21 protein-coding genes are annotated in these 23026 nt (G+C 68.8%); 7 read left to right on the top strand and 14 right to left on the bottom strand.

Annotated features, from left to right (window positions below):
• Nucleotides 1–52 precede the first annotated feature (52 nt).
• The 7 genes from AB8M46_RS26120 to AB8M46_RS26090 all read right to left on the bottom strand — a co-directional run bounded on the left by AB8M46_RS26120 (nucleotide 53) and on the right by AB8M46_RS26090 (nucleotide 7995).
• Entirely contained in the window at nucleotides 53–1429 is a 1377-nt protein-coding gene (locus tag AB8M46_RS26120; RefSeq protein WP_394361936.1) for an MFS transporter, read from the bottom strand.
• A gap of 271 nt (nucleotides 1430–1700) precedes the next feature.
• Nucleotides 1701–2618: a helix-turn-helix transcriptional regulator gene (locus tag AB8M46_RS26115; RefSeq protein WP_037336653.1), complete on the bottom strand. Its 918-nt coding sequence runs from the start codon at nucleotides 2616–2618 to the stop codon at nucleotides 1701–1703.
• A 203-nt stretch (nucleotides 2619–2821) separates the two neighbouring features.
• The gene (locus AB8M46_RS26110) at nucleotides 2822–4594 is read right to left on the bottom strand and encodes an alpha/beta hydrolase (RefSeq protein WP_394361935.1); all 1773 of its coding nucleotides are present in this window, start codon (nucleotides 4592–4594) and stop codon (nucleotides 2822–2824) included.
• Nucleotides 4595–4751: 157 nt separating this feature from the next.
• Nucleotides 4752–5552, bottom strand: coding sequence for a siderophore-interacting protein (locus AB8M46_RS26105; RefSeq protein WP_394361934.1), 801 nt, complete (start codon nucleotides 5550–5552; stop codon nucleotides 4752–4754).
• A 144-nt stretch (nucleotides 5553–5696) separates the two neighbouring features.
• Nucleotides 5697–6152 (bottom strand): flavodoxin family protein, encoded by a 456-nt coding sequence (locus AB8M46_RS26100; RefSeq protein ID WP_394361933.1) that lies wholly within the window; start codon nucleotides 6150–6152, stop codon nucleotides 5697–5699.
• Between the two features lie 62 nt (nucleotides 6153–6214).
• Nucleotides 6215–7117, bottom strand: coding sequence for a serine hydrolase (locus AB8M46_RS26095; protein ID WP_394361932.1), 903 nt, complete (start codon nucleotides 7115–7117; stop codon nucleotides 6215–6217).
• Entirely contained in the window at nucleotides 7114–7995 is an 882-nt protein-coding gene (locus AB8M46_RS26090) for a LysR family transcriptional regulator (RefSeq protein WP_037336644.1), read from the bottom strand. The genes AB8M46_RS26095 and AB8M46_RS26090 overlap by 4 nt, the downstream gene beginning before the upstream one ends.
• Nucleotides 7996–8070: 75 nt before the next feature.
• On the opposite strand from AB8M46_RS26090, the gene bla reads away from it, so the two are divergent.
• The gene (gene bla / locus AB8M46_RS26085) at nucleotides 8071–8964 is read left to right on the top strand and encodes a class A beta-lactamase (RefSeq protein WP_394361931.1); all 894 of its coding nucleotides are present in this window, start codon (nucleotides 8071–8073) and stop codon (nucleotides 8962–8964) included.
• Between the two features lie 53 nt (nucleotides 8965–9017).
• Here bla and AB8M46_RS26080 read toward each other — a convergent pair whose 3' ends face one another.
• The 3 genes from AB8M46_RS26080 to AB8M46_RS26070 all read right to left on the bottom strand — a co-directional run bounded on the left by AB8M46_RS26080 (nucleotide 9018) and on the right by AB8M46_RS26070 (nucleotide 12297).
• Entirely contained in the window at nucleotides 9018–10892 is a 1875-nt protein-coding gene (locus tag AB8M46_RS26080) for a Calx-beta domain-containing protein (protein ID WP_394361930.1), read from the bottom strand.
• Nucleotides 10893–11241: 349 nt separating this feature from the next.
• Complete coding sequence (locus tag AB8M46_RS26075; RefSeq protein ID WP_378426540.1) at nucleotides 11242–11784, bottom strand: hypothetical protein; 543 nt, start codon at nucleotides 11782–11784, stop codon at nucleotides 11242–11244.
• A 102-nt stretch (nucleotides 11785–11886) separates the two neighbouring features.
• Entirely contained in the window at nucleotides 11887–12297 is a 411-nt protein-coding gene (locus AB8M46_RS26070; protein WP_394362149.1) for a MarR family winged helix-turn-helix transcriptional regulator, read from the bottom strand.
• Between the two features lie 107 nt (nucleotides 12298–12404).
• Here AB8M46_RS26070 and AB8M46_RS26065 point away from each other — a divergent pair, with 107 nt between their 5' ends.
• The 3 genes from AB8M46_RS26065 (at nucleotide 12405) to AB8M46_RS26055 (ending at nucleotide 14165) form a co-directional block, all read left to right on the top strand.
• Complete coding sequence (locus AB8M46_RS26065; protein ID WP_394362148.1) at nucleotides 12405–12773, top strand: Rid family hydrolase; 369 nt, start codon at nucleotides 12405–12407, stop codon at nucleotides 12771–12773.
• 75 nt (nucleotides 12774–12848) lie between these two features.
• Nucleotides 12849–13244 (top strand): ATP-binding protein, encoded by a 396-nt coding sequence (locus tag AB8M46_RS26060; protein ID WP_037336637.1) that lies wholly within the window; start codon nucleotides 12849–12851, stop codon nucleotides 13242–13244.
• 12 nt (nucleotides 13245–13256) lie between these two features.
• On the top strand, nucleotides 13257–14165 hold the full coding sequence (locus AB8M46_RS26055; protein WP_394361929.1) for an LD-carboxypeptidase: 909 nt from the start codon (nucleotides 13257–13259) through the stop codon (nucleotides 14163–14165).
• A gap of 1 nt (nucleotide 14166) precedes the next feature.
• Here AB8M46_RS26055 and AB8M46_RS26050 read toward each other — a convergent pair whose 3' ends face one another.
• From AB8M46_RS26050 to AB8M46_RS26040, 3 genes are all read right to left on the bottom strand, one after another.
• Nucleotides 14167–15090 carry an alpha/beta hydrolase family protein gene (locus tag AB8M46_RS26050; protein ID WP_394361928.1) on the bottom strand — a complete coding sequence of 308 codons (924 nt, stop codon included), beginning with the start codon at nucleotides 15088–15090 and terminating at the stop codon, nucleotides 14167–14169.
• A 66-nt stretch (nucleotides 15091–15156) separates the two neighbouring features.
• Nucleotides 15157–15888, bottom strand: a complete 732-nt coding sequence (locus AB8M46_RS26045; RefSeq protein WP_394361927.1) for an aminoglycoside adenylyltransferase domain-containing protein — start codon at nucleotides 15886–15888, stop codon at nucleotides 15157–15159.
• A 17-nt stretch (nucleotides 15889–15905) separates the two neighbouring features.
• Nucleotides 15906–16808, bottom strand: coding sequence for an NmrA family NAD(P)-binding protein (locus tag AB8M46_RS26040; protein WP_394361926.1), 903 nt, complete (start codon nucleotides 16806–16808; stop codon nucleotides 15906–15908).
• A gap of 97 nt (nucleotides 16809–16905) precedes the next feature.
• Here AB8M46_RS26040 and AB8M46_RS26035 point away from each other — a divergent pair, with 97 nt between their 5' ends.
• A complete protein-coding gene (locus AB8M46_RS26035) occupies nucleotides 16906–17460 on the top strand; it encodes a TetR/AcrR family transcriptional regulator (protein WP_378426526.1) in 555 nt (184 codons plus the stop codon).
• 48 nt (nucleotides 17461–17508) lie between these two features.
• Here AB8M46_RS26035 and AB8M46_RS26030 read toward each other — a convergent pair whose 3' ends face one another.
• Nucleotides 17509–21204: a CARDB domain-containing protein gene (locus AB8M46_RS26030; protein ID WP_394361925.1), complete on the bottom strand. Its 3696-nt coding sequence runs from the start codon at nucleotides 21202–21204 to the stop codon at nucleotides 17509–17511.
• A gap of 256 nt (nucleotides 21205–21460) precedes the next feature.
• On the opposite strand from AB8M46_RS26030, the gene AB8M46_RS26025 reads away from it, so the two are divergent.
• Both AB8M46_RS26025 and AB8M46_RS26020 read left to right on the top strand, forming a co-directional pair.
• Complete coding sequence (locus tag AB8M46_RS26025; RefSeq protein ID WP_038514842.1) at nucleotides 21461–21817, top strand: hypothetical protein; 357 nt, start codon at nucleotides 21461–21463, stop codon at nucleotides 21815–21817.
• A gap of 537 nt (nucleotides 21818–22354) precedes the next feature.
• A complete protein-coding gene (locus AB8M46_RS26020) occupies nucleotides 22355–23008 on the top strand; it encodes a trypsin-like serine protease (protein WP_037336626.1) in 654 nt (217 codons plus the stop codon).
• The last annotated feature ends 18 nt before the right edge of the window (nucleotides 23009–23026 follow it).

Genomic DNA, 23026 nt, shown 5'->3' with positions numbered 1-23026 from the left:
GGAAGGGTGTCAATGAAAGGATGATGGAACGCCGGTACGCGTGCGGACGTGCTCACCGGGAAGTGAGAAAGGGGGCACCCCGCTTGTCACTTCGGGACGAACTTCGGGGATTCAGGAGCCGGAGCGCGAGCAGCGCTCCGGCGAGTTGCAGTGCCGCCGCGGTCAGCAGGCCCGCCGTGTAGCCGTCGGCCAGCGCGGCCGCGGCACCTTCGTCGAGCCGGGCCGCCCGGACCACCGACAGCACGGCCCCGATCAACGCGACGCCCAGCGCGCTCGACAGTTCACGGGACGCGGTGAGCAGTCCGGAGGCGGTGCCCGCGTGCCGTTCGGCGACGATTTCCAGCGCGTACGAGGTCAGCGGGGTGGTCAGGGCCGATCCGGCGCCGATCAGCACCAGTCCGGGAATCCTGGGCGGTATTTCCGGCAGGTGGTTGACCGCGGCGAGCGCCAGCAGTCCGGCGGCCACCGTGGTCAGCCCGGCCGCGACCGTCCGATGTGGACCCCAGCGCGGTACCGCCCAGGGCACCAGCGGAGTGGCGGCGACGACCGCGACCGCCACCACGACCAGCGGCAATCCGGCGAGCATCGGCCCGAGGCCGAGGGATTCCTGATGCAGCAACGGCGTGAAGAAGAAGACTCCCGAAACCCCCAGTCCCCACAGCAACTGCACGGTGAGCGCGCCGGTGAAGACCCGCGTTCCGGTCAGCGCGTTCGGCACCAGCCGCATACGCGCGCGTCTTTCCCTGAGCACGAACCAGATCGCGAAGGCCGTTCCCGCCGCACCGAGCACGACGCTCAGTTCCACCACGGCGGCGGTGGTCAGGACCATCGCGGTGGTCACGACCAGCATGGACAGTACGGCGGGCCTCCCCGCCGCCGGATCACGATCGGCGAGGGCGACCTGGCGCACCAGTAGCAGCATCGCCGCCACGAACGGGAGATTGACGAAGAAGACCCAGCCCCAGCCCAGATATTCGCTCAGCAGCCCGCCGAGCGTCGGGCCGAGTGCGAGGGCGGCCGCGAGGCAGGCGGTCCAGACCGTCGCTCCCACAGCGCGACTTCGGGCGTCGAGGTTGGTGCGGAGCAGGCTGAGCAGGGCCGGGACCAGGAACGCCGCCGCCGTGCCTTGCAGCACCCGCGCGGCGATGACGAGCCACGCGGTCGTGGCGAATCCTCCGACGGCCGCGCCGGCACCGAACGCGAGCAGCCCCGCCCGCAGGGTCGCCGCCTGGCCCCAGCGGTCCACCAGCGTCCCCGCCACCGGCAGCAAGCCGGCGAACGGGAGCATGTAGCCGATGCTCACCCATTGCAGCGTGGGCAGATCGAGCCCGAGTTCCCTGGCGAGCGAAGGCGCGCCCGCCGCGACGATCGTGTTGTCGAGGGTGGTGACGAAGGCTCCGAGCCCGATCATGAGGAGCGTCGCTCTCATTTCGGCTCCTCGTGAGCGAAGAGGGTTCGCGGCCGGGGCGAAGTCGTAACACGCGTGATCAGACGCCGAACTCACGTGATTGGACACGGAACTCACGTGATCGGGGGCCGCACTCGGGTGTGCGGCCTCTAGTCACGCGAGATACGCCTCCGATCACACGAGATCCGTCTCCGATCACGCGAGTTCGGGACCCCGCGCACCGTCTTTACCACTCACGAAACTGGACCCCACTCTCCCGTGACAATTCCTCGGACTCGGGTTCACACTCGCGCTATAACCATCCCTGCCGCGAAGCCTGAGCTCCCAGCTGGAACCGGGTCTGCGCGCCCAGCAGTTGTTGCAGGCGGCTGATCCGCCGCAGGACCGTGCGTTCACTGATCCCGAGCTCGCGGGCGATCGCCTCGTCGGTCAGGCCTCCGCTCAGCAACGCGAGGAGGCGGCGCGTGGCGACGGTCGGCTCCTGCGTCGCTTCCGCGTCGTCCGGACCACCCGCCCGTACCGGCACGCCCATCCGCCAGAACGATTCGAACAACTCGATCAGCGCGCTCAGCAGCATCGACGGATGGATCAGCAGGGCCAGCACGTCCCCGGCGTCGGAGTTCGGGACGGCGATCAGCGCCCGGTTGCTGTCGGCGATCACCAGCTTCAGCGGCAGCCGGGGGAACACCCTGGCCTGCTCGCCGAGCGCGATACTCGACTGCACCTGGGCGAATCCGTCGTCGGTCCGCAGCACGGACGAGTCGTAGACGACGCGGTACGCGATGCCGCGCGCCATCGATCCCGGCTGCACCGTGCTCACTTCGGCCTTCGGGCTCATGTACGACCCCGGGTCCAGCGCGACGATGTCCACGCCCGCCTGCGTCTGCATGGCCTCGAAGGTGGCGATCACCTCGTCCCGGCTCCGCAGCACCTCGACGAAGTCCGCGTCGCGGCCCGTCCGCAAGGAGTAGGCGGCGCCGAGCACCTCGGCCGCTTCCCGCGCGCGGACGGCCGCGGCCTCGTGCTGCGCCGCGAACGCCGACAGCGCCGCACGCGGCGGGCATACCTCGACGCCGGACGCGCCGGCGCGGATCAGGCCGAACCGCTCCAACTCCGCCAGTTCGGCACCGGGCGGGCCAGGACGCCCTTCCAGCAGGGCCCGGTACAGCTGCTCGGCCTCCACCGACAGTCCTCGCGACTCGGCGAGCATGACGCTTCTCCTCCCCCACCCCAGGATCGATCGGCGTGACATCGATGTCACGCCTCAGGGAACGCTGATTCCGTTCACAGGTCTTGAGGGGGAAAGCGGACGGATCGTGCGGCCGGACCGATAACGAAACCGTCACGGATCACGCCGAAGAGGCTCCCGCGAACCGGATCGGTCCGCGGGAGCCTGTGTTCGACGCTGCCGGATCAAGCGTTGGCGGGCATGCCCTTCTCGTCCGCTTCCGGCGTGGCGGTGCCTTCGAGCAGCTCACGGACGATCTCGTTCGCCTTGCGCACCTGGGGCGTGATCATCTTGATCTTGATCTTCCCGTCGTGCCCGAGGTTGCCACCGACCTCGACCGTCTTGTCCTCACCGGGCAGGGGCAGGCCCTGGCAGCCGGTGAACTTCTTCTTCGGCGTGAGACCGGTCTGGAAGTAGGCGACGATCGGGTCGTCGACGCAGTCGGTGTTGTACGGGAAGATCCCGTGGCTGCCTTCGTTGTCGACGCTGATCATCTTGGCGCCCGGCAGGCCGTTCGCGGTGGCGAGCGCGCCCTCGTACGGCGTGGCCGCGTCGAGTTCGGTCTGCGCGATCAGCAGCTTCGGGAACGTCTTGGCGTCCGGCGCCGGCTTGGCGTTGGTGGTCGGCCAGAACGCGCACAGCGGCGCGCCCGACAGGGCCATGATCGGCGCGATGAACGGCGCGTTCACGGTCAGGTCGGCCTGCCAGTAAGTCCAGTAGTGCAGGTTCTGGTTCCACTGGCCGTCCTGGCAGCGGATCGCCTCGAACGCCGCGTCCCAGGTCTCGACCTCGGCGCCGCCCTGGTAGGAGGCCTTGCGCTCGACAGAGTCCTTCTTCGCGATGGCCTCGAGCGCGTTGCCCTTGGCCTTGTTCAGGAACGCCTTGTTCGCGTCGGTCAGGCCCGGGGTGGCGAGGGCCTTCGCGACGACCTGCTCCAGCTTCTCCGCGTCGGTCCCGGTGGGCGCCGGTCCCTTCGCCAGCGCGGCCACCATCGAGGCCGCCGACGGATACTGGGTGGTGTCGTACATCGCCGGGATGATGAACCACGCGGCGTAGAGCATGCCCGCGAATTCCCGCGTGCCGCCCGCCTTCTCCCAGTTGCGGCGGATCTCCAGCGGATCGGTGCCCGCCTTGTACTTGGCGTCGTTGCGCGCGACGTAGGGCAGCAGCGCCTCCTGGAACTGACGGTCACGGCTGCGCGGCTGCAGGTCCCAGGTCTTCTCCAGGGTCGGGCGGCTCGCGTCGGTCGAGGAGTCGAGCAGGAACCGGTGCGCCTTGCTCGGGAACGTGGTGGCGTACCAGGTGCCGAGCCACGTGCCGTACGAGTAGCCGATGTAGCTGGTCTTCTTCTCCCCGAGCAGCACCCGGATGAAGTCCATGTCGTACGCGGTCTGCTCGGTGGTGATGAATTTCGTCAGCGGGTTCTTCAGGCAGCCCTCGACCTTCGCCCGGCTGATCACGTTCTGGTCCGTGCTGTCGGGGACGGTGTAGCTACAGGTCAGCGGAGTGCTCTGGCCGACACCGCGCGGGTCGAAACCCACGAAGTCGTACTGCGAGGCCAGGACTGGGCTGCGCATCGCCATCGCGGCGCCCCACGGGAGGCCTTCGCCGCCGGGTCCGCCGGGGTTGACCAGCGCGATGCCCTGCCTGCCGGTGCCGGGGTAGGCGGTCGCGGTCTTGGAGACGCGGACGCCGATCGTGTTGCCGTCCTGCGGGTTGTGCCAGTCCCGCGGCACCTGGACGGTGGCACAGGCCAGGCCCTTGACCTTCTTCAGTTCCGCTTCCGTCGCCGGCGCGACGGACGGGAACGAGCACTCGCCCCAGGCCACGGCTTGCTTGGTCAGCGCACCGGCGAGCGCGGCGGTGTCCGGCTCGGCCGCCTTGGCCGCAGGAGCCGCACCCGCGGCGGGGGCCAGCACCAGGCCCGAGGCCAGGAACGCACCGGCGACCACGACCACCGTGCGTCTCCGCGTCTTTCTCGTCCTACTGATCACCATGATCCCTTTCGACAGGAGCCCCCCGACGTCCGTACGTGAAGTAAAGACGGGTGATCAGGTTTCCCACACGGCTGCGAGCTGGCGGATACCCGACATGGCGGGATCTCGACACGAACGGTCAACCCGGGGAGCTCCAGCCGTGCCGCCAATATCCGGCGAACGAGATGTCCGCCTTCGCCGCACCTCGCTCGGACACCAGATGGCGGCGCAACGACGTCGCCAGCCGGGACTCGCCCGCGACCCAGGTGTAGAACCGCCCTTGCGGCAACGATGCCCGCTGAACCGCCTCCAGGGCCAGCGTTCCCGGACGAAGTCCCGGGTCGTCCCTGCTGAGCCAGTGGACGCGGACACCGTCGGCCGTGTCGTACCGCCGGATGTCCTCGGCGGTGGGGACTTCCAGGAACACTTGCACGGTAAGGGATTCCGGGGCGTCGTCGAGGATCGCCAACGCGGCGGGCAGCGCGCTCTCGTCGGCGACGATGAGCTGAGCGCCGACGTCGTCCGGTGGCCGGTAGGTGGTGCCCATGTCGAAGATCCCGGCCGGATCGCCCGGTCGCACGCGGCGGACCCATTCGCTCATCGGCGAATTCCCGTGGAGGGCGAACTCGATGTCGACCTCGTCGTCGGCCGGCCTCGCCCGGCGGATGGTGAGCGTGCGCACCCAGGGCCGCACCGATTTGGGCAACAGCATCAGCTCCGGCATCCACGTCTCGTTCGAAAAGGTGGGCATCCGCAGCCCGCGCTGTCCCTCGCGGGGAAAGAACAGCCGTACCGTCTGGTCCGCGCCCGTGACGACGAGATCTTTCAGCTCCGGCCCGCCGAGCGTGACCGACGCGAAGTTCGGACTGAGGCTCACACGCTCCCGGACCTCCAGCGTGATCATCTTGCGCGAGACCGGGGCCTTGAGGCGCGGGATCATCGCGCGCCCTCGGTATTTTTGCAGGTCATGGCACTATTATGAGCTTTTCCTCAGTTCTGGGGTACTCGCTTTTGCCTGCCCGCCGGGAGACCTCGGGACCTGCTGCGGGACGCGATCACGGACCGAGCCTGCTCACGTTCCGGCTCAGGCCGCGAGGCCTTCGGCGAACCGCCGCGCCGCGTCGAGATCCGCCGTACCAGGCCAGTTCTTGCCGATGCCACCGACGAGCCGGAACGGCAGCCACGTGTCGAAACCGCGGCACGAGAACGTGCCCACCACGTCGAATCCCTTGTGGCCGAGCAGCCGTGCGAGGCGGCGGAGGTAGCGCCGGAACGGCGGTTCGGGCAGCCCGCTCGTGGTGAACACGAACGCCTTCCGCCGCTGCTCCCCCGGCAACGCCTCGACGAACCGGAGCAGGCGCGGATGGAAGTCCATGCCGAAGATCCCCGAGCCGAATCCCACCAGGTCACAGGAAACGAGGTCGGCAGGCTCGATTTCCTCAGGGCTGACGACGCGGGCGCCGAGCACCCTCGCCATGACTTCGGCGCCCCTCGCCGTGTTGCCGTGCGACACCGAAACGCACACGATGACGACCTTCATGCCGATCCTCCACTTCGCCGGTCCTTTCCCTCAAGAACCAGGCAGCGGCGGAGAACGTGACATCACCCCTCGCGCAGGTGATCCCGCAGCTCCCGCGCCACGCGGGCCATCAGCACCTCGGCCTCCGGCTGGATCGCCGCGGGCACCTGGGATTCGGTCAGCGCGGCGATCGCGAACATCCCGCCGTCGGCGTGCTCGACCACCCCGACCTCGTGCCGCAGGTTCAGCACGGTACCCGTCTTCGACGACCATTTCGTGGCGTCGGAGACGAAATCCGGGCTCAGCCGTTGACGCAACAGGTTGAGCCCCATGAGCTCGCGCACCCGTGCCGCCACCTGTTCGTCCACTTTGGACGGTTTCCACAGCGCTTCGAGCAGGTTCACGAACGCGCGGGCCGAACCGGAGCTCGCGCGCGTGACGTCGAGCTGCGGGACGGGATGGCCTCGCCCCGACGTACCCGCGTTGATCGCGAGCGCGTGCGCGAGGTGGACGTCGGCGGGGTCGAAGCGTTCGGCCGGGGTGTCGCTGAGATCCGCGGCCGGATGCCGAGCGGTGATCCCGGTGATCCCCCAGTCTCGCGTCATCCTGGTGACCTCGGCGGGCGGCGTCAGCGCGAACAGCGCGTCCGCGGCGGTCTCGTCGCTGATGGCCATGGTCAGGTAGAGCAGGTCGTCGATCGCCACCCTGGCCGGGTGCCGGAACCGCGTCAGCCCGGTCGGCCCCGGCGCGGTGGCCCGCCCCGGTTCGACGTCGAGCGCCGCCGAACCGTCCAGCTCGCCGCGCCGGATCCGTTCCAGGGTCGCCGCGGCGAGCGGGATCTTCACCAGTGAGGCGCTCGGGAATTCGAGGTCGGGGTCGATGCCGGCCTCGAAACCGGTCCGCAGATCACGCACGAGGAACGAACCGCGCAGGCCTCCGTCGGCCAGTTCGGCGCGCAGCCGCAGGAGCAGCGTTTCCGTGTTCACGTCGTCTCCTCCGCGCCGAGACATCGGGCGATGTCCGGCCCCAATCGTGCCCGGAGCCGCTGCGCGTCCTCGCCGGGCCCCGTCGTGATCTCGAACCCGCGCACGAGCCGGATCTCGCCGATGGTCCGCCAGTTCAGGCCGAGCTCGCCGGCCTGCGCCGCCGAGCACAGCAGCAGATCGTCCGAACCGAACACGGCCGCCGCGGCCGCGGTGAGCGAATCGGCGACGGACACCTGCGCGGGCCGCAGCCCCACCGCGTCGCGGATCCGGAAGAGACGGTCGCGCAGATGCGGCACGTCGTCCTCCGGCTGGATCCAGACCCGCCGAGGCGAACCGCCCGACCGGCCGACCCGCAGCGTTTCCAGATGGAGGACGTCCGCGCGCGGCCTGCCGCCACCCGCCAGCCCGAGCGGCACCTTCCAGCTGCCCTCCTCGCCGGGGACGGCGGTGAGGGCAGCGCGGACCTCCTGCGTGCGCACGAGTTCCGCCCGTTCCCTCGGCGGCGCCTGCCGGAACTCCAGGAAGACGTCCAGCTCCCGCGCCGCCGCGTCGAGTTCGGCGAGCTCGCGGACGGTGCAGGTTTCCGGCATCGCCAGCCGCATCGGCCGCAGCCTGGCGCGCCGCGCGTCGTGCTCCAGGGTGTCGGCCAAGGCCACCAGCCGTTTCGCCGACGGCAGCATGTCCCGTCCGAACGGGGTGAGCACGGCGCGCCGGGTGGAGCGGTCGAACAGTCGCTCGCCGAAATGCCGTTCCAGCGCGGCGATCCGGCGGCTCGCCACCGGCTGCGGGATACGCGCGAGCGCGGCTCCGGCGGTGAACGTCCCGGCCTCGCTCACGCTCACGAACGCCCGGCAACTCCCGATCAGGTCCACGACCACATACTATGCGCGTTTCGCATGAAAGACGTCATTCGTGTCTTGGACAGCATGATCAGAGCTGGACAGACTGCGAGCATGTCAGTCACTTCTCGCCGTTGGGCCGCACTACTGGCGCTCTCGGCCGTATCACTCGCCGCGTGTTCCACACCTGCCCCCGCGCCACCTCCCGCCGCCGCTTCGCCGGTCGCGGCGTCCGCGAGCGCCGACTTCGAACAGCTCGAACGAGCCTTCGGTGCCCGGGTCGGGGTGTACGCGGTGGACACCGCAACCGGCCGCGAGGTCGCCTTTCGCGCCGACGAACGCTTCGCCTACGCCTCGACGCACAAGGTGTTCAGCGCCGGCGGTGTCCTGCAGCGGACGCCGGTCTCCGAACTGGACCGCACGGTGACCTACGGGCAGCAGGATCTGGTCACCAATTCGCCGGTCACGGAGAAGCACGTGGCGACGGGCCTGCCGCTGCGCGCCGTCATGGACGCGACCCTTCGCTACAGCGACAACACCGGCGGGAACCTGCTCTTCCGCGAACTCGGCGGCCCCGAAGGACTCAACGCGGTGTTCCGCGGGATCGGCGACACCACGAGCCACGCCGACCGGATCGAACCCGAACTCAACGACACGGCGCCCGGCGACAACCGGGACACCAGCACGCCCCGTGCCCTCGCCGTGAGCCTGCGCGCCTTCGCGCTCGGCGACGCCCTCCCCGAGGACAAGCGCAAGATCCTCGTCGACATGATGCGCGCCAACACCACCGGCGACCAGAACATCCGCGCCGGCGTGCCCGGCTGGGCGGTCGCCGACAAGACCGGGACGGCGGCTTACGGCACGCGCAACGACATCGGGGTCGTGTGGCCGCCGAACCGGGCGCCGATCGTCATCTCGGTGCTCACCGACCGGCCGGAGAAAGACGCCAAGATCGACAACAAGCTCCTCGCCGACGCCACCGCGGCCGCGATCAAGGCCCTCCCCTGACCGGTCCCGCCGGGACGGACGAGGATCCGTCCGTCCCGGCGGGGTTCAGCGGCTCAGCGACGGCAGGGGTTGCCCGCCGGATGCGCCGAGGTTCCGTGCACGTCGGCCTGGGACTCCGCGAGCACGATCTTCGCGAGCGCGGTGTCCAGCGCGACGGCCTGCTGCTTCACGACGCCGTTCGCCACGGTCTGGCCGTTGAGCTTCAGCGAACCGATGACCAGCGGAATGGTCAGCGGCGCCGAGCCCACCGTGATCGACTCACCGTTGATCTTCAGCGAAGCGACGTTCGAACTGCCCGCCAGCACCGGCGCGAGCCCGCCCGCCGACGGCTGGCAGGTCGCGGTCGCCTGCGACTGGATCACGCCGAGCTCGATGGTCAGCCCGAGCGTGCTGATCACCGTCTTGTCGATCTTGGCCGACGCCAGCGCGCGATCGCCCGCGGCCGGAGCCGCCGACTGGTCGTCCGGCGTCAGATCGGTCGACGCGGTCAGCACCTTGGTGTCCACCTTGATCAGACCGGCGTTGAGCGTCGCGGCGGCGACGGTGCTGCTGTCGTCGGCACACGGCAGGTTCGCCGGGTTGGCGCGCGCCGCGGTCACACCGAGGACGTTCGCCGCGGTACCCGTGCAGGAGAAGACGCCGTCACGGTCGTCGTCGACGATCGTGCCGACTCCGGTCGCGTCGAGGAGACCGGCGCCCGACGGGGCCGAGAGGTTCACCGTGAAGGTCTCGTTCGGCTCGTCGACCGTGTCCGGGTTGACCAGGACGGTCACCGGTTTGGCCGTCTGCCCGGGGGCGAACGTGACCGTCCCGCTCGCCGCCGCGTAGTCGGCGGGCGCGGTGGCGGTCCCGTTGGCGGTCGCGTACTGGACCGTCACCGGGTTCGGGCTGGGGCCGCCGAGCAGCGACACCGTGAACGTCGCCGGGACCTGCGCGCCCCCGGAGCCCTCGTCGACCGTCACGTCGTTGATGCTCAAGCCGAGCACGCGCACCGTGGTGGTCTCGATGTACCCGCGGGAGACGCCGTCGACCTGGTAGTCGACGACGCACTGGTACGTGCCGGGAGCGGCGCCGGCCGCGGCCTTGATCGTCTCGGTGAACGTGGCGACCTCGCCGCTGGTCACCTTGATGCTGCCGGGATCGTTGGTGACGGTGAGCTGCGGGTCGCAGCTGGTCACCTTCGGCGTCACCGTGACCTCGATGGATTTGATCCCGTCCAAAATGGCCTGCGAGACCTGCCCGGCCGGGACGTTGTTCAGCAGGACGCCGCCCGTCGCCGAAGTGATGGCGGAGGCCTGCCCCGTGGCGTCGAGACCGCCGACGTTGACCGCGACCACGCGGATCTTCGCCGCCTGCAACGCCGCGATGGTCTGGGCCAGTGTGTGCCCGCCGCTCGGGTCGTGCGACGGCGCGTCGCCGAACCACGCGATGATGCGGGTGCCGTCCGGCCGGAACGCGACCGCGCCGGTGGCCAGCTGGTAAAGCGCGTTCAGGTTGGCCTCAGGCGTGTCCCCGCCGCCGGCGGCCACCCACTGGTCGATCCCCGCCTGGACGGCGGTCGTGTCCCCCGTGATGCCCTGGTTGACCTTGAACGGCACCGAATCGGTGAAGTCCTTGTACTCGGCGACGCCGAACTGCGCGGTCGGCTGCGCGGCGAGCACGTCACCGGTGATGGCGCTGGCGTTCGACCGCACGTTGCCGATCGGCCCGCCCATGCTGCCCGTGGTGTCGGCGAGCAGGACGAGGTCGGGGTTCGGCGGCACGGCCGAGGTCGTCACGTTCTTGGTCACGGTCGTGCTCTGCCCCGCGTCGAGGGTGAGATCGACCGTGGCCGGATCGACTCCCGGCGGGGCCGCTGCGGCGACCGCGGTGGGGGCGAACATCGCCGTGACCGCGGCCAAGACGACGAGCAGTGGTCTTCGTGACATGGACTTCCCTTTCGAGACTCGGCCGGAGCCGGAATTCCTGTGGGCTTCCTCGGAAAGACGGAATATTTCGATTTTCGTTAGCGTGAGAGCCGGGCTTCACCCGGAGCGCCCTGTGTCAAGCCGCCCAACGGGCTGTTACCGCGAATCCGGGCTACTCGAACCAGGTGCGCATTGCACCGTCCAGCCGAAGGGCCTTCGACATCTCTCACTCTTCAGCGTGAGAGATGTCGAAGTTTCCTGCTTTTCCGTGATCACCTCGGCCGGGCGGAATCCGTATTCACGCGGCGAACAGTCACCGAATGTCGCAACGTGACGCGCCGATCGATACCGCGGCGAGACATCGGGTCCGTCAGTAGACGCACTGGATGATCGCGTCGTCCAAGCGGATGTACTTCGCCGGCCCGCCGTTGTTGCCGTAGATCGGCTGCAGATAGACGGTACCCACGCCGTTGAGATTCAGATTGGGGAGCGTGATGAGCTGATAGCCCGCCCAGTCGTCGATCCATTTCACCGTGTGGGAGATTTTCCGCCAGCCGTTGGGGTCCCAGATTTCGAGGCCGATGTTCGCTCCGCCACCGACCGGGTCGGCATAGATCGCAGCGGCGCAATTCGACCGATTCGACGGGAAACTGCTCAGCGACTTCGCGGTCCTCATCGCCGACCAGCCGTTGTCCGCGAAGAGCCAGCCGTTGTTGTTGCCGGTCCGGGCCACTCCCATGCCGATATCGAACCAGGAATGCCCGTCACCGCCCTGGATTCCCCGTTCCCATACACCGAACGGGTTCGATTCGTAACCGTCGGACCATTGCACGATCCCGGCCTGGGCCGTTCCCGCGAGCCCCAGGAGTGCCGCCGAAAACACCGACAAGACGGCCAATATCTTCTTGACCACGAGAGTTCCCCCTCTTCGTGCGGAATGAACTCCGCCAGGGGACCAGAGTCCGCGACGCGCGCACAACGTACCTTCGCGCGCACATTCGACCGCCTCGAAGTGCTAGGCGAGATCCACGGGCCGCGTCCGCAGCTTGGCGGCGATCCGGGCCAGCGCCTGCTGATCCTCCGAGGTCAACGGGTCGAGGACGAGCTCCCGTACCGAACGGACGTGCGTCGGCGCGGCCGCGACGACCACGTCGTAGCCGTCGTCGGTGAGCACGGCGAGGGTGTACCGGCCGTCGCCGGGGTCCGGCGTCCGCTCCACCCAGCCGCGTTGCTCGAAGCGTTTGACCACATTGGACAGACGGGAGAGCGAGCCGTTGGCGAGGTACGCCAGTTCACTCATCCGCAGCCGCCGCTCCGGGGCCTCCGAAATATGACTGAGGGTCAAGTACTCGAACAGCGTCAACCCGGCGTAGTGCTGCAACGGCGACTCGAGCCGCCCCGGCAGCAGGAGGACCAAGGAGACCAGCCCGGTCCAGGCCTCCTTTTCGGCAGGGGTCAGCCACAGTGCTTCCTCCGGGTCCAGGGTGGGAGTTCTTCGCCACGCCCGGCTACGGCGACCGGCAACTGGCCGAAATGCGCTACAGCCAGGCGGTGCGCGTCGGCGATCGCGTCGAGATCTCGGGGCAGGGAGGCTGGGACGACGACTTGACCTTCCCGGAGTCGCTGGAAGAGGAGATCGTCAATGCCTTCGAGAACGTCGCCCGCACCCTCGCCACCGCGGGCGCCACTTGGCGCGACGTCGTCTCGGTCGACTCCTACCACGTCCCGGAGGTCCCCGGCTTCATCGGCGAGACCCACAACCGCGTTATGGTGGCGCAGTTCCGCGAGCACATGGGCGACCGGGCGCCGATCTGGACCGAGATCGGCGTCGCCGCCCTCGGCGCGCCGAAGATGCGGGTCGAGATCAGGGTCACCGCGATCGCCGGGAACGCCCGCGTGTGAACCCGGCGCTCCTTGGGTATTTGATGGCTGCGCCCATGCTCTTGGCCCAGCTGGGAAACCCGCTAAGGAGAACGCGTGGGTATCACGAGAACACGACAGACGTACGAATTCCCCACCGGCATCGCCCCGCCGCTGGGAGAGGTCCGGGCCTGGCTGCGCGAACGGCTGAGCGAGGTCGGGCGCACCACGATCGCGGACACCGAACTGCTGACCACGGAACTGGTCACCAACGCGCACGAACACGCGGACGGTGTCGCCGAGCTCAGGGTCTCCGTCCCCTCGGGACGGGACGTCGTCCGCGTCGAGGTCGACGACCGCCGCCCGCGGCTGTGGCCGCACCGGGTGATCAAAAGCGACCCCACGAGTCCGCACGGACGGGGGCTGGCGCTGGTGGAATCGATCAGCACCGAATGGGGCGTGGACACCGGCGCGGGATTCAAGACGGTGTGGGCGGAGATCCCGGTGCTCTGACACGATCATCGCGTGACGGCCCCGCCCAGCACCCTGATCGCGCCGAAGCCACGACCCGGCGACCACGTTCGCCTCGTCTCCCCTGCCAGCTTTCCGAGCCGCGAACTGGTCGCCGAGACCAAGGCGGTCCTGGAAAGCTGGGGACTGGTGGTCGAAATCGGAAAACACGCGCTCGACCAGCGAGGATTCCTCGCCGGCCGGGACGAAGACCGTCTCGACGACGCGTTCCGCGATCCCGCCGTCCGCGCGGTGATCGCCACCCGTGGCGGAGCCGGCGCGTACCGCATCGCCGACGACCTGGACTTCGCCGCGGTGCTGGCCGATCCGAAGCCGGTGATCGGTTTCAGCGACATCACCGCCCTGCACCTCGCACTCCGGCGGCATTGTGGCCTGGCGGGGATCCACGGTTTCCTGGCGGGCTCCCGTTCCGCGACCGCGACCCGCAGGCTGCTGATGGACGGTGAACCTGCCGTCCTGCACCGCGATTCACGGGCCATGACCGTCGCGGCCGAAGTGCCCGGCACGGCCGCCGGGGATCTCATCGGCGGCAATCTCGGTACCATCGCCCACGCGGTCGGCGTCGGCCTGCCTTCACTGTCGGGCGCCCTCCTGTTCCTCGAGGCCGAGCGGACGATGGGCCTCGGTCAGATCGATCGCCAGCTGACCCAACTGATCCGATCAGGCGCGCTCGACGGCGTACACGGGATCGCGCTCGGCCGGTTCCCCGGTTTCGAGGGCTTCACCGATCGCGGCTGGACCCTCGTCGACGTCTTCAAAGACCGTCTGGGTTCCTTGAACGTGCCGGTACTCGGCGGAATCGACGTCGGACACGGCCCGGATCCCCTTTCGCTGCCGCTGGGGACGGCCGCCGTCCTGGACACGGAGACGGGAACCCTCACCGTCGAACCTGCGGTTCGCTGAACTACTTCGACTCGACCCGGCCCAGCGGATCCGGCGCCGCCGCCAGCTCCTCGCAAGCCGCCTGCCACGCGGTGTCACCCGGGTAAAGCTCGGAGCGGAGATAAGCCCAGGTGAGGTGCCCCACCGCGGCCACCCGATCCGGGTTCTCGTCCGTCGTCTCGGCGACGTCGTAGCCGGACACCCCACCGAGCCCGTGCTCGGCGCCGAACAAGGTCAGCAGCGTTTTCCGGCCTGGCGAAAGGAAGTACGGGTCGGTGTGCCATTCCGGGCCCCGGACCGTCAGATGACCGGAGTCGTCCTTGTCCCCGGCGACGACGAGCGCGGGGGTCGTCATCGCGGAGAAGTCGGTGCCGAGAAAGAAGGGATAGTTCTCGGCCACGAATCCGGTGACCGCGTCGCCGCCGCGGCCGGGCGCGGCGAGCAGGACACCGGCCGAGATCCGCGGCTCGGCGAGGCGTACTTCCTCACCGCTGCGGGGATCGGTGTATCGCGCGCCCAGCAGAAGGCTCGCGGTGTGCCCGCCCATCGAATGCCCGGCCACCGCGACCCTCCCCCGGTCCAGCCTGCCCCGCAGCAGCGGGAAGGCGTCCTCGATCTCGTCGAGCCGGTCGAGGATCCGGATCATGTCCTCGGCCCTGGACCGTTGGTACAGCGGCGCTTCGGGATCGCCGGGCGGCAGGTTCAGCGACCGTGAGCTCAGATGGGTCGGCTGGACGACGGCGAACCCGTGCGCCGCCCAGTGATTCACGAGCGGGGCGTAGCCGTGCAACGACGAGAGATGGTTCGAAGGCCCCTGGCCGTGCGACAGCAGGATGATCGGCAGCTCGTTCCCGGTCGCCGGTACGGAGATCCGCAGCCGCAGGTCCACGGCCCGGTCCGGCGTGGACAGCTCCACCGGGGCGATCGAGATCACTGGCGTGCTCATGTGAACTTCCTTCGCGAGTTAAGCGGAACACTGTTCCACAAACATATGGAGCAGTGTTCCGCTTTGTCAAACGCCTCTCGCGCGGTCCGCGAGAGCGCGCGCGAGCGAGGCCACCTCGGCCGAAAGCCCGGTCCAGTCATCGGGAGCCGTGCCGAGGTATCCCGCCCGCGCGCGTTCCAGCAGCACACCGCCGTCGACCATCGCCGCCGCGGTGTCCTTCGAGACGATCCGTCCCGTTTCGACGGTCACGACGATCCGCGCGAGCGTGAGCAGGACGTTGCGTTCATCGCCCTCGATCTCGGACAGAAGGTCGGGAATGACGCCGAGGGCCGCATCGCGGAGCTGATCCGGCGGCACCGGATCGACGACCTCCGCGAGCGCGGCACCGCGAAGAACTCGGTGCGCCGCATGGGCCGTGGCCGCGAGGATCACGACATCGGGATCCTCGGCAGGCATGGGAAGACGGCCCTCGACGAACTCTTCCCGAAGCCATTCCCCGTATTGGAAATCCCGGCGAGCCGGTTCGCCCCCGGCCACGATCACGGTCAGTTCGATCGGACGCCGGTCCGCCGCGTCGGGAAAGCGGTCGGCGTGGCCACGCCAGCCGGAAAGCCGCAACAGCAGCGACACCAGAGCGGCGCGTTCCTCTTCATCGAGCGACCTTCGGGTCACCAGCAGCAGATCGACGTCACTGTCCGGTTTGAGCCCGCCCGCCGCGGCGGAACCGTAGAGGTACAACCCGAGGACGCCGCCGGGATCCTCGCGGTCGAGATGATCCAGCAGGGGTTCGATGCGCATGCCTCGACGATCACACCTCACGCAAGGTATTTCCGCGCCCAGTCGTCGAAGCCGGTGAGCGGGATGCCGAGGTCCCGCGCGAATTCCGGACGCCCCGGCTGACCGATCACGTTCAGCCACTCGTGCGAAGCGCCCATCGGCGGCATCCCGGCGGCGACCGCCTGCTCGACGGTCATATCCGGTGCGGTCAGCTTCGTTCCCAGCGCACCGGACAGGACTTCGGCGATCTCGGTCATGGTCAGGAAGTCGCTCGCGAGCTCGAGTTCAACCCCGGTGAACCGGTCCGGTTCGGCGATGGCCGCCGCGGCGGCGGTGCCGATGTCGTCGACGGCGGCCAGCGAAAGGGACGTCGAGGGCTTGATGACGCTCACCAGGCCGCCGTCCACCCCGCGCGGGAACAGGAACTTCATGTCGGGCAGGAAGTTCTCCATGAAGAAACCCGGCTTGAGCAGTGTCCACCGCGGAAAGCCCGCCTCGCGGAGGCGATCCTGGATCGCCGCCTTGGCGCCCAGCGTCGGCTCCATCGATGCCCAGCGGCCTTCGGCCCATCCGTCCGCCTCGACGTGCTGACCGGCTCCCGAAACGGAGGTGTGCACGAACTGCGGCACGCCCGCCGCCTTCGCACCTTCGATGAGGTTGACGCCTTGCGTGACCTCCCCCGCGAAGTCGAATCCGTCTTCGTTCATTCCGGGCATCTGCACCGAGAAAACGGCGCGGGCCCCCTGGGCCGCGCGGATCACGGACTCGATGTCGTGGAGATCGCCGACGACGAGTTCGGCGCCGAGCGCTTCGACGGCTTTCGCCCTGGCCGGATCGCGGACGAGGGCGCGGACGGGAACGCCGGCCGCGAGCAGGGCACGGGCGGTCGCACCGCCCTGCCTGCCGGTGGCGCCGGTGACCAGAACGGGTGCTGCGGACATGGTGGCTCCTTCGCTCGACTAAGTGGCGGGGCCCGCCACTTATCGTCCGCTACAATATGGCGGGCCCCGCCACTTACGCAAACACCGAGGTGAAGGCATGTCCGACGGTCAGCGCGCCGACGCGCGGCGGAACTACGCGCGCATCCTCGCGGTGGCCGAGGAAGAGGTCGCGGCCCACGGCTCCGGCGCCTCGCTGGAGCAGATCGCCCGCACCGCCAACGTCGGCTCGGCGACCGTGCGCCGCCACTTCCCCACCCGCCGGGCGCTGCTGGAGGCGGTCTCCGCGAGCCGGATCGCCGCGCTGTGCGCCCGCGCCGCCGCCTTGACCGGCGAAGAAGACAGCCGGAAAGCACTCCTGACCTGGCTGGACGAGGTCGTCGTCTACTGCGTCTCCGCTCGCGGGCTGGCAGCCGCGCTCTCGTACGACGGGCCAGTACAGGAGAACTCCTGTTCCGCCGCCATCGAGGACGCCGGGGAACCGCTCCTGCGGCGGGCCGCGCGGGACGGCGCGGTGTCGCCGGACGTCACCGTCGCGGATCTGATCACGCTGATCGTCGGCATCGTCCTGGCCACCGAGCACCACCCGGATCCGGCCGCCCGGGCGGACCGGCTGTTCCGGCTGGCCGTGGCGGGGCTGAGCCCCGCGACGTGACAAGGGGCCGGAGTGGTCGCCCACTCCGGCCCCCGGCACGGATTCCGCTTACCGGGTGCCGCGGCGGCCCGACGAGACCACCGCCGGCACCGGAGCGCCGTTGATCACGAACTGCGACCCCGGCTCACGGACGACATCACCGTTCGCGGAGCCGCTGATCGTCACGTTCGTCAAGGTCGCGCTGCCACGGGCGCCGCTCATCGCGAGGATGCCCGCACCGTTGTTCGACTTGTCGATCTTGACGTTGGTGAGGGCCGCGGTCACGACGCCGCCGCCCGTCTTGAACTGGACACCGTCGTAGGTCGAGTCGTGGATCTCGGTGTCCCGCAGCACGACCCCGAGAATGTCCTTGCCCTGCGCGAAGAACGTGATCGCGCCGAACTCCTGCTGCTCGCCCCAGAACACGCCGCCACAACGGTACAGGGCGTTGTTCGCGATGAGCGTCTCCCCGGAGAACGGCAGCGGATCGTGGTCCGTCGCCAGCATGATGCCCGGGTAGTTCATCGTGTCGTGCACGATGTTGTTCTCGATCTTGTTGCCGTAGCCGCCGTAGACCGCGATCCCGTTGGCACGCCAAGGAAGCTGGATCGTGTTGTTGGCGAACACGTTGTCGTGCGCGATGTCCTGCGAAGGGTCCTTCACGTACTGGTTCGCCCAAACGGCGAGCGAGTCGTCACCGGTGGTGCGGAACGACGAGTCGAACACCTTCGAGTTCCGCGTGCCGTTGGTGAAGTTGATGCCGTCGGCGTAGGTGTTCCGGATCCGCATACCGCTGAACTCGAGGCCGTCGCCCGGTCCCCAGAGCGCCGGGACGTTGCTGTAGTCCCGGCCGACCCACGCGCCGACGTTGGCGTGCTCGATCCAGACGTTCGTGATCTTCGTGCCGGTACCGAACCGGCCGTTGAGACCGACGCCGCCTTCCGCGCCACCGTCACCACCCCGGATCCGGCCGGAACCGAAGATGGCGATGTCGGAGATCTGCGTGTTCTTGTCGATGTCGAATCCGAAGTTGCCCTCGTGCGGATGGTTGATGCCGCCCGCGTTCTGCGGCTCGATCAGCGAGTACAGCTGCGAATGCCACATCCCGGCGCCCCGGATCGTCACGTTGGAGATGCCGACCTGGTTGTACTGGCCGCCGCCGTTGGGCACGTTCGGGTCGTCGGTCAGGATCTTCTTCTCCTGCCGCCACTGCCCCGCCGGGATCCAGACACAGGCGATCACGCCGTTCTGGTCGTCGGTCACCGCGCGCTGGATCGCCGCCGAATCGTCGTTCCCGTCGTTCGGCACGGCGCCGTATTCCGTGATCGACGTGCAGTTCGCGGGCTTCTCCGACGCCGGGGCGACCTGCTCCAAGTCGATGAGATCGACGATGTAGAACGCCGCGTTGTCACCGCTGTCCCGCTGCAGCTTGAACTTCGTGCCCGGCGGATACGAGCGGGACAGCAGCGCGTGCGACTCGTCGAACAGGCGCCGCGCGTTGGCCTGCGGGGTGTTGGTCAGGCCTTCGGGGTCGTCGGTGCTGCCGTAGAGCCAGCTGTGCTTCGACGACAGCGTCAGCTTCTGCGCGAACGTCCCGTTGACGTACAGGCTGATGGTCGCTTCCTGTCCGCCACCGCCGGGGGCGTCCGGGATGGAGTTGCGCACGACGATCGAGTTCGCCTCGTTCGCCGACGTGAACTCCACGTACTGCCCCTGATTCGCCAGCCGAACGGACTTGCGGCCGGAGGACTCGGTCGCGAAGTTCGTGTGGCCGAAGGTGCGCAACGGGTCGGCTTCCAGCAGTTGTCCTTGGTACTGCGCGGCTTCCGCCTCGTACTCGACGTACGGGACAGCCGCGCCACGGCCCACGACGATCGCCCGCGAGAGACTGTTGTTGGCCTCGTTGGTCTCCGTGACCGTGCCGGTCGCGTCGGCCGTCGCGGTCAGGGTCGCGCCACCGTCGGCGGCGGTCCACGTGCCCGCGATCGCGACGTTCGCGGTGGTCCCCGCCTCGATCGCACCGGTGGCGCCGGTCAGCGTGGTGCCGCCGACGGCCAGCCGCGTCACCGAAGCGTCCGCGCGGCTCGTGCCTCGGTTGTGCACGGCGACGGTGAAGGACACGGCCGAACCCGCCGCCGGGTTGGGCGGATTCGACGTGATACCGGTGACCTCGAGATCCGGCCCCGGCGCCTGCGCGACGACCAGCGCGGTCGGCGGGGTGTAGGTGTTGTTGGTTTCGTTCTGCTCGGCCACCGTTCCCGCCGGATCCGCGGTCGCGGCCACGGTGTACGTCCCTTGTGGACGCGCTCCCGCGTCGACGGTCACCGTCGTGGACGCGCCGGCGGCGAGCGCCCCGACCGCCGCTTCGCCGACGACGGTGCCACCGAGGCTGACGTTCACGGTCGTGGCGGCCGCGTTCGCGGTGCCGGTGTTCTTCACCGTCGCCGAGACGGCGAGTCGGCTGGTCTCCGTCGGATTCGCCGGCGTCCACGACGTGCCGGTGACGACGAGGTCCGGATTCGGCGCGGGCGTGCCGATCACCTGGAATTCCGCCACCTGACCGCCGGGGGCGCCGGAGTTGGCGAAGAACTGCAGGCGCACGTCCGATGCCCGTCCGCTGACCGGTACGACCACCGAGTTCTGGTTGGTGGCCGGGTCGAAGCGGTGGTCGGCACGTGCCGAAAGGGAAGTGAAAGCGGTGGCGCCCTGCGTGCGGCCGAGTATCTCGAAGTTCTGCGTCCGCGCGCCCCAGATCGCGTCCGGGTTGAGCTTCACCACGACCGAGTCGACGTCCGCGTCGACGCCGAGTTTCACCGTCAGCGAGTTCGGATAGCCCGCGGCGGACTCCCAGTACGTGGCGGTGTCGTTGTCGTTGGCGTTGGCGGGGACGAACGAATGGACCACCGAGGTGGCCTCGATCGGTTTACCTGCCGCCAGGTTCGCGCCCGCGCTCGTTCCGGAGCGCACGACGTGGTTGCTGTCGCCGGATTCGTTGCCCGCCGCGTCCTTTGCGCGCACGAAGTACTCGACCCGGGTCCCGGCGGGCCTGGATTCGGTGAACGTGGTGCCGGTGATCGTCGTGACCGGCGTGCCGTCGCGGTAGACGGTGTACCCGGTGACCCCGACGTTGTCCGCCGAAGCCGTCCAGGTCAGCCGGATCTGACCGGCGCCGGGCTCGGTCAGCGCGAGATTCGCGGGCGCGCTCGGCGCCTGGGTGTCGCCGGTGTCCGGTCCGTACAGCTCGAATTCCGCAAGCTGCGCCGCGGGCCAGCGCGTGTTCGCGGTGACCTGCAGCCGGACGTAGCGGGCCGACGCGGTCATCGGGATCGTGACGGTGTTGGTCCCGGGGGTGAACGCGTAACCGGTCGGCGCGGCGAGGTCGGTGAACGCCGAGCCGTCGGTACTTCCGCGCACGGCCAGCGTCTGGGTGCGGGATTCCCAGCCGGACGGCAGTTTCAGCACGATCCGCGACAGGGTTTTGGCCGTTCCGAGGTCCGCCTGGATCCATTGCGGGAATGCGTTGTTGGCTGATTCCCAGTAGCTGTCCTGGTTGCCGTCCACGGCGTTCGCGACGGGATAACCGGGCAACGCGCTGCTCGCCGACACTGTGCGGGTCAACGGCACTTCGGCGAGCGCAGCCGGAGCGGGTGGGGCGGCGGGATCCGGTGGCGGCCCGCTCGCGGCGGAGGCGAAGGAGAGTCCGGCGACGGAAAGCCCCGTGACCAGGAGACCGGCGACGATCCGGGAGAGGCGCATACGTGTCATGGCGTCTTCTCTTCTTTGAGACGGCGGGGAGGGAGCCAGAGCCGTACGAGCATGCAACAACTCGGAGACAAAATGCAAGAAGTTGACTTGTTTCCGAAATTTTGCGACATGCCTTCGCCTGTCGACATTGGCTCACCTGGCAACACACTTGTTCTCCGAATACGAGGGAACACGAGAAAGCGCGGTCGCGTATTCCGCAGAAACGGTGCACAGTTGTACACTCAACGTAGGCGAGCCGCGTGGAGGTCGAACCCTGATGGACGTGACGAAAACCTTGAGGTCGGCACTCACCGGCACGACGACCGAGTCGAGGTCCGCGGTCCGTGAGCTGCGACGGGAGACCGAAGATCTCGTGGCGCGCCGCGCGGGCAGGACGGCGAACCGGCTGACCGAACTGGGTGAGCGCCTCGCCGATCTGGTCCTGGTCTCCGGAAGCAGGCTCGCGGGCCTCGCCGATCGGCACAGCAAGCCCGTGGGTGAGGGCGTGCGCCGGGAAGCGGGCCGGATCGGCGAGTCGGTGGAGCGGCTGTCCGTCACGCTTTCGGACCGGGCCATCCTGCTCGCCGAGGAACTGCTCGATCCGCGGCCGTCCGAGCGCCGCCGACGTCGCTAGTCGACCGGTATTCGTTGATCTACGTCTGACCTGTACGTGAGGGGGATTCGCTCCCTACCAGACCGGGTCGAGCCCTGTCCATGAAGGATTTGGGACGTTCACTGTCCCAAATCCTTCATCAACGAATCCAAACACGGCGGGTTGCGCGTGAAGGCCCCCCTTCCCCCGGCTCAGCCGAGGAAACTCGACCTTCACATCTTCCCAAGTACATGAAGGCCCCCATGCTTGCGCCTAGGTACAGGAAGGGGTCCTTCACGTACCTCAGCCGCTCAACCGCCGCGTGAGTGGTGACCTAGGTGCCCAAAGAACCCGTCCTTGGCACATCGGTGCCACCGGCACTCGAGTGCCGGAAGCCCGGGTCCCGTGCCGCCCACCGCGGCCTTCTCCCGTCTTTAGTCGCTATCAACCGCCGTATCCGCTTGCCTAGCATGGGAAAACCGGTATCGGATCCGGCCGGGCGATCCCTGGCGAATCCGCCGTGGCCGTAAACGGGTGACCCGTCGATTTCCCTGAATTCCCCTGCATTGGAAGGCACCCATGCGCATCCGAGGTCTCCTCACCGCACTGCTGTGCGCGGCCGGGCTCACGACGGTCGCACCCGCCGCCGTCGCGGCCCCCATCATCGACGGCGAATACGCCCAGTCCGGCCCGTGGGCGGCCATGATCGAGCAGAACGGCGAGCAGTGGTGCTCCGGTTCGATCATCAGCGCCCGCTGGGTGCTCACCGCCCAGCACTGCATCGACGAACCCGGCGCCGAATACTCCGTCCGGGTGGGCGACGTCGATCACCAGGCCGGCACGTACGCGGTGGTGGCCGACATCTACACGCCGTCCAGCGGCGCCGACATCGCACTGTTGAAACTGGACCGTTCCGTGACCACGACGTACGCGTCCCTCGGCACCTCCGTCGCGGTCGGCGACACCGAATACGTTTATGGCTGGGGTTACAACGAAGACGGCGATCTGCAGCGTTACCTCAAGGTCGCCCGGATGACGGTGACCAGTGTCGGGAATGGACTGATCAAGGCCCGCCGGGGCAACGGCCTGACCAACGGCGGCGACTCGGGCGGCCCGGTCTTCGTCGGCGGCAAGCAGGTCGGCGTGCACATCGCGGGCAACAAGGTGGACAGCTCGACGCACACCAGCATCTCGGCGAACCGCACCTGGATCCGGAACACCTCGGGGGTCTAGGTCCGAACGGGTCCGGGA

Origin of the sequence: Amycolatopsis sp. SB7-3, from assembly GCF_041021335.1 — a bacterium.
Taxonomy (GTDB): Bacteria; Actinomycetota; Actinomycetes; order Mycobacteriales; family Pseudonocardiaceae; genus Amycolatopsis; species Amycolatopsis japonica.
This window is presented reverse-complemented; position numbering and strand designations above follow the sequence as displayed.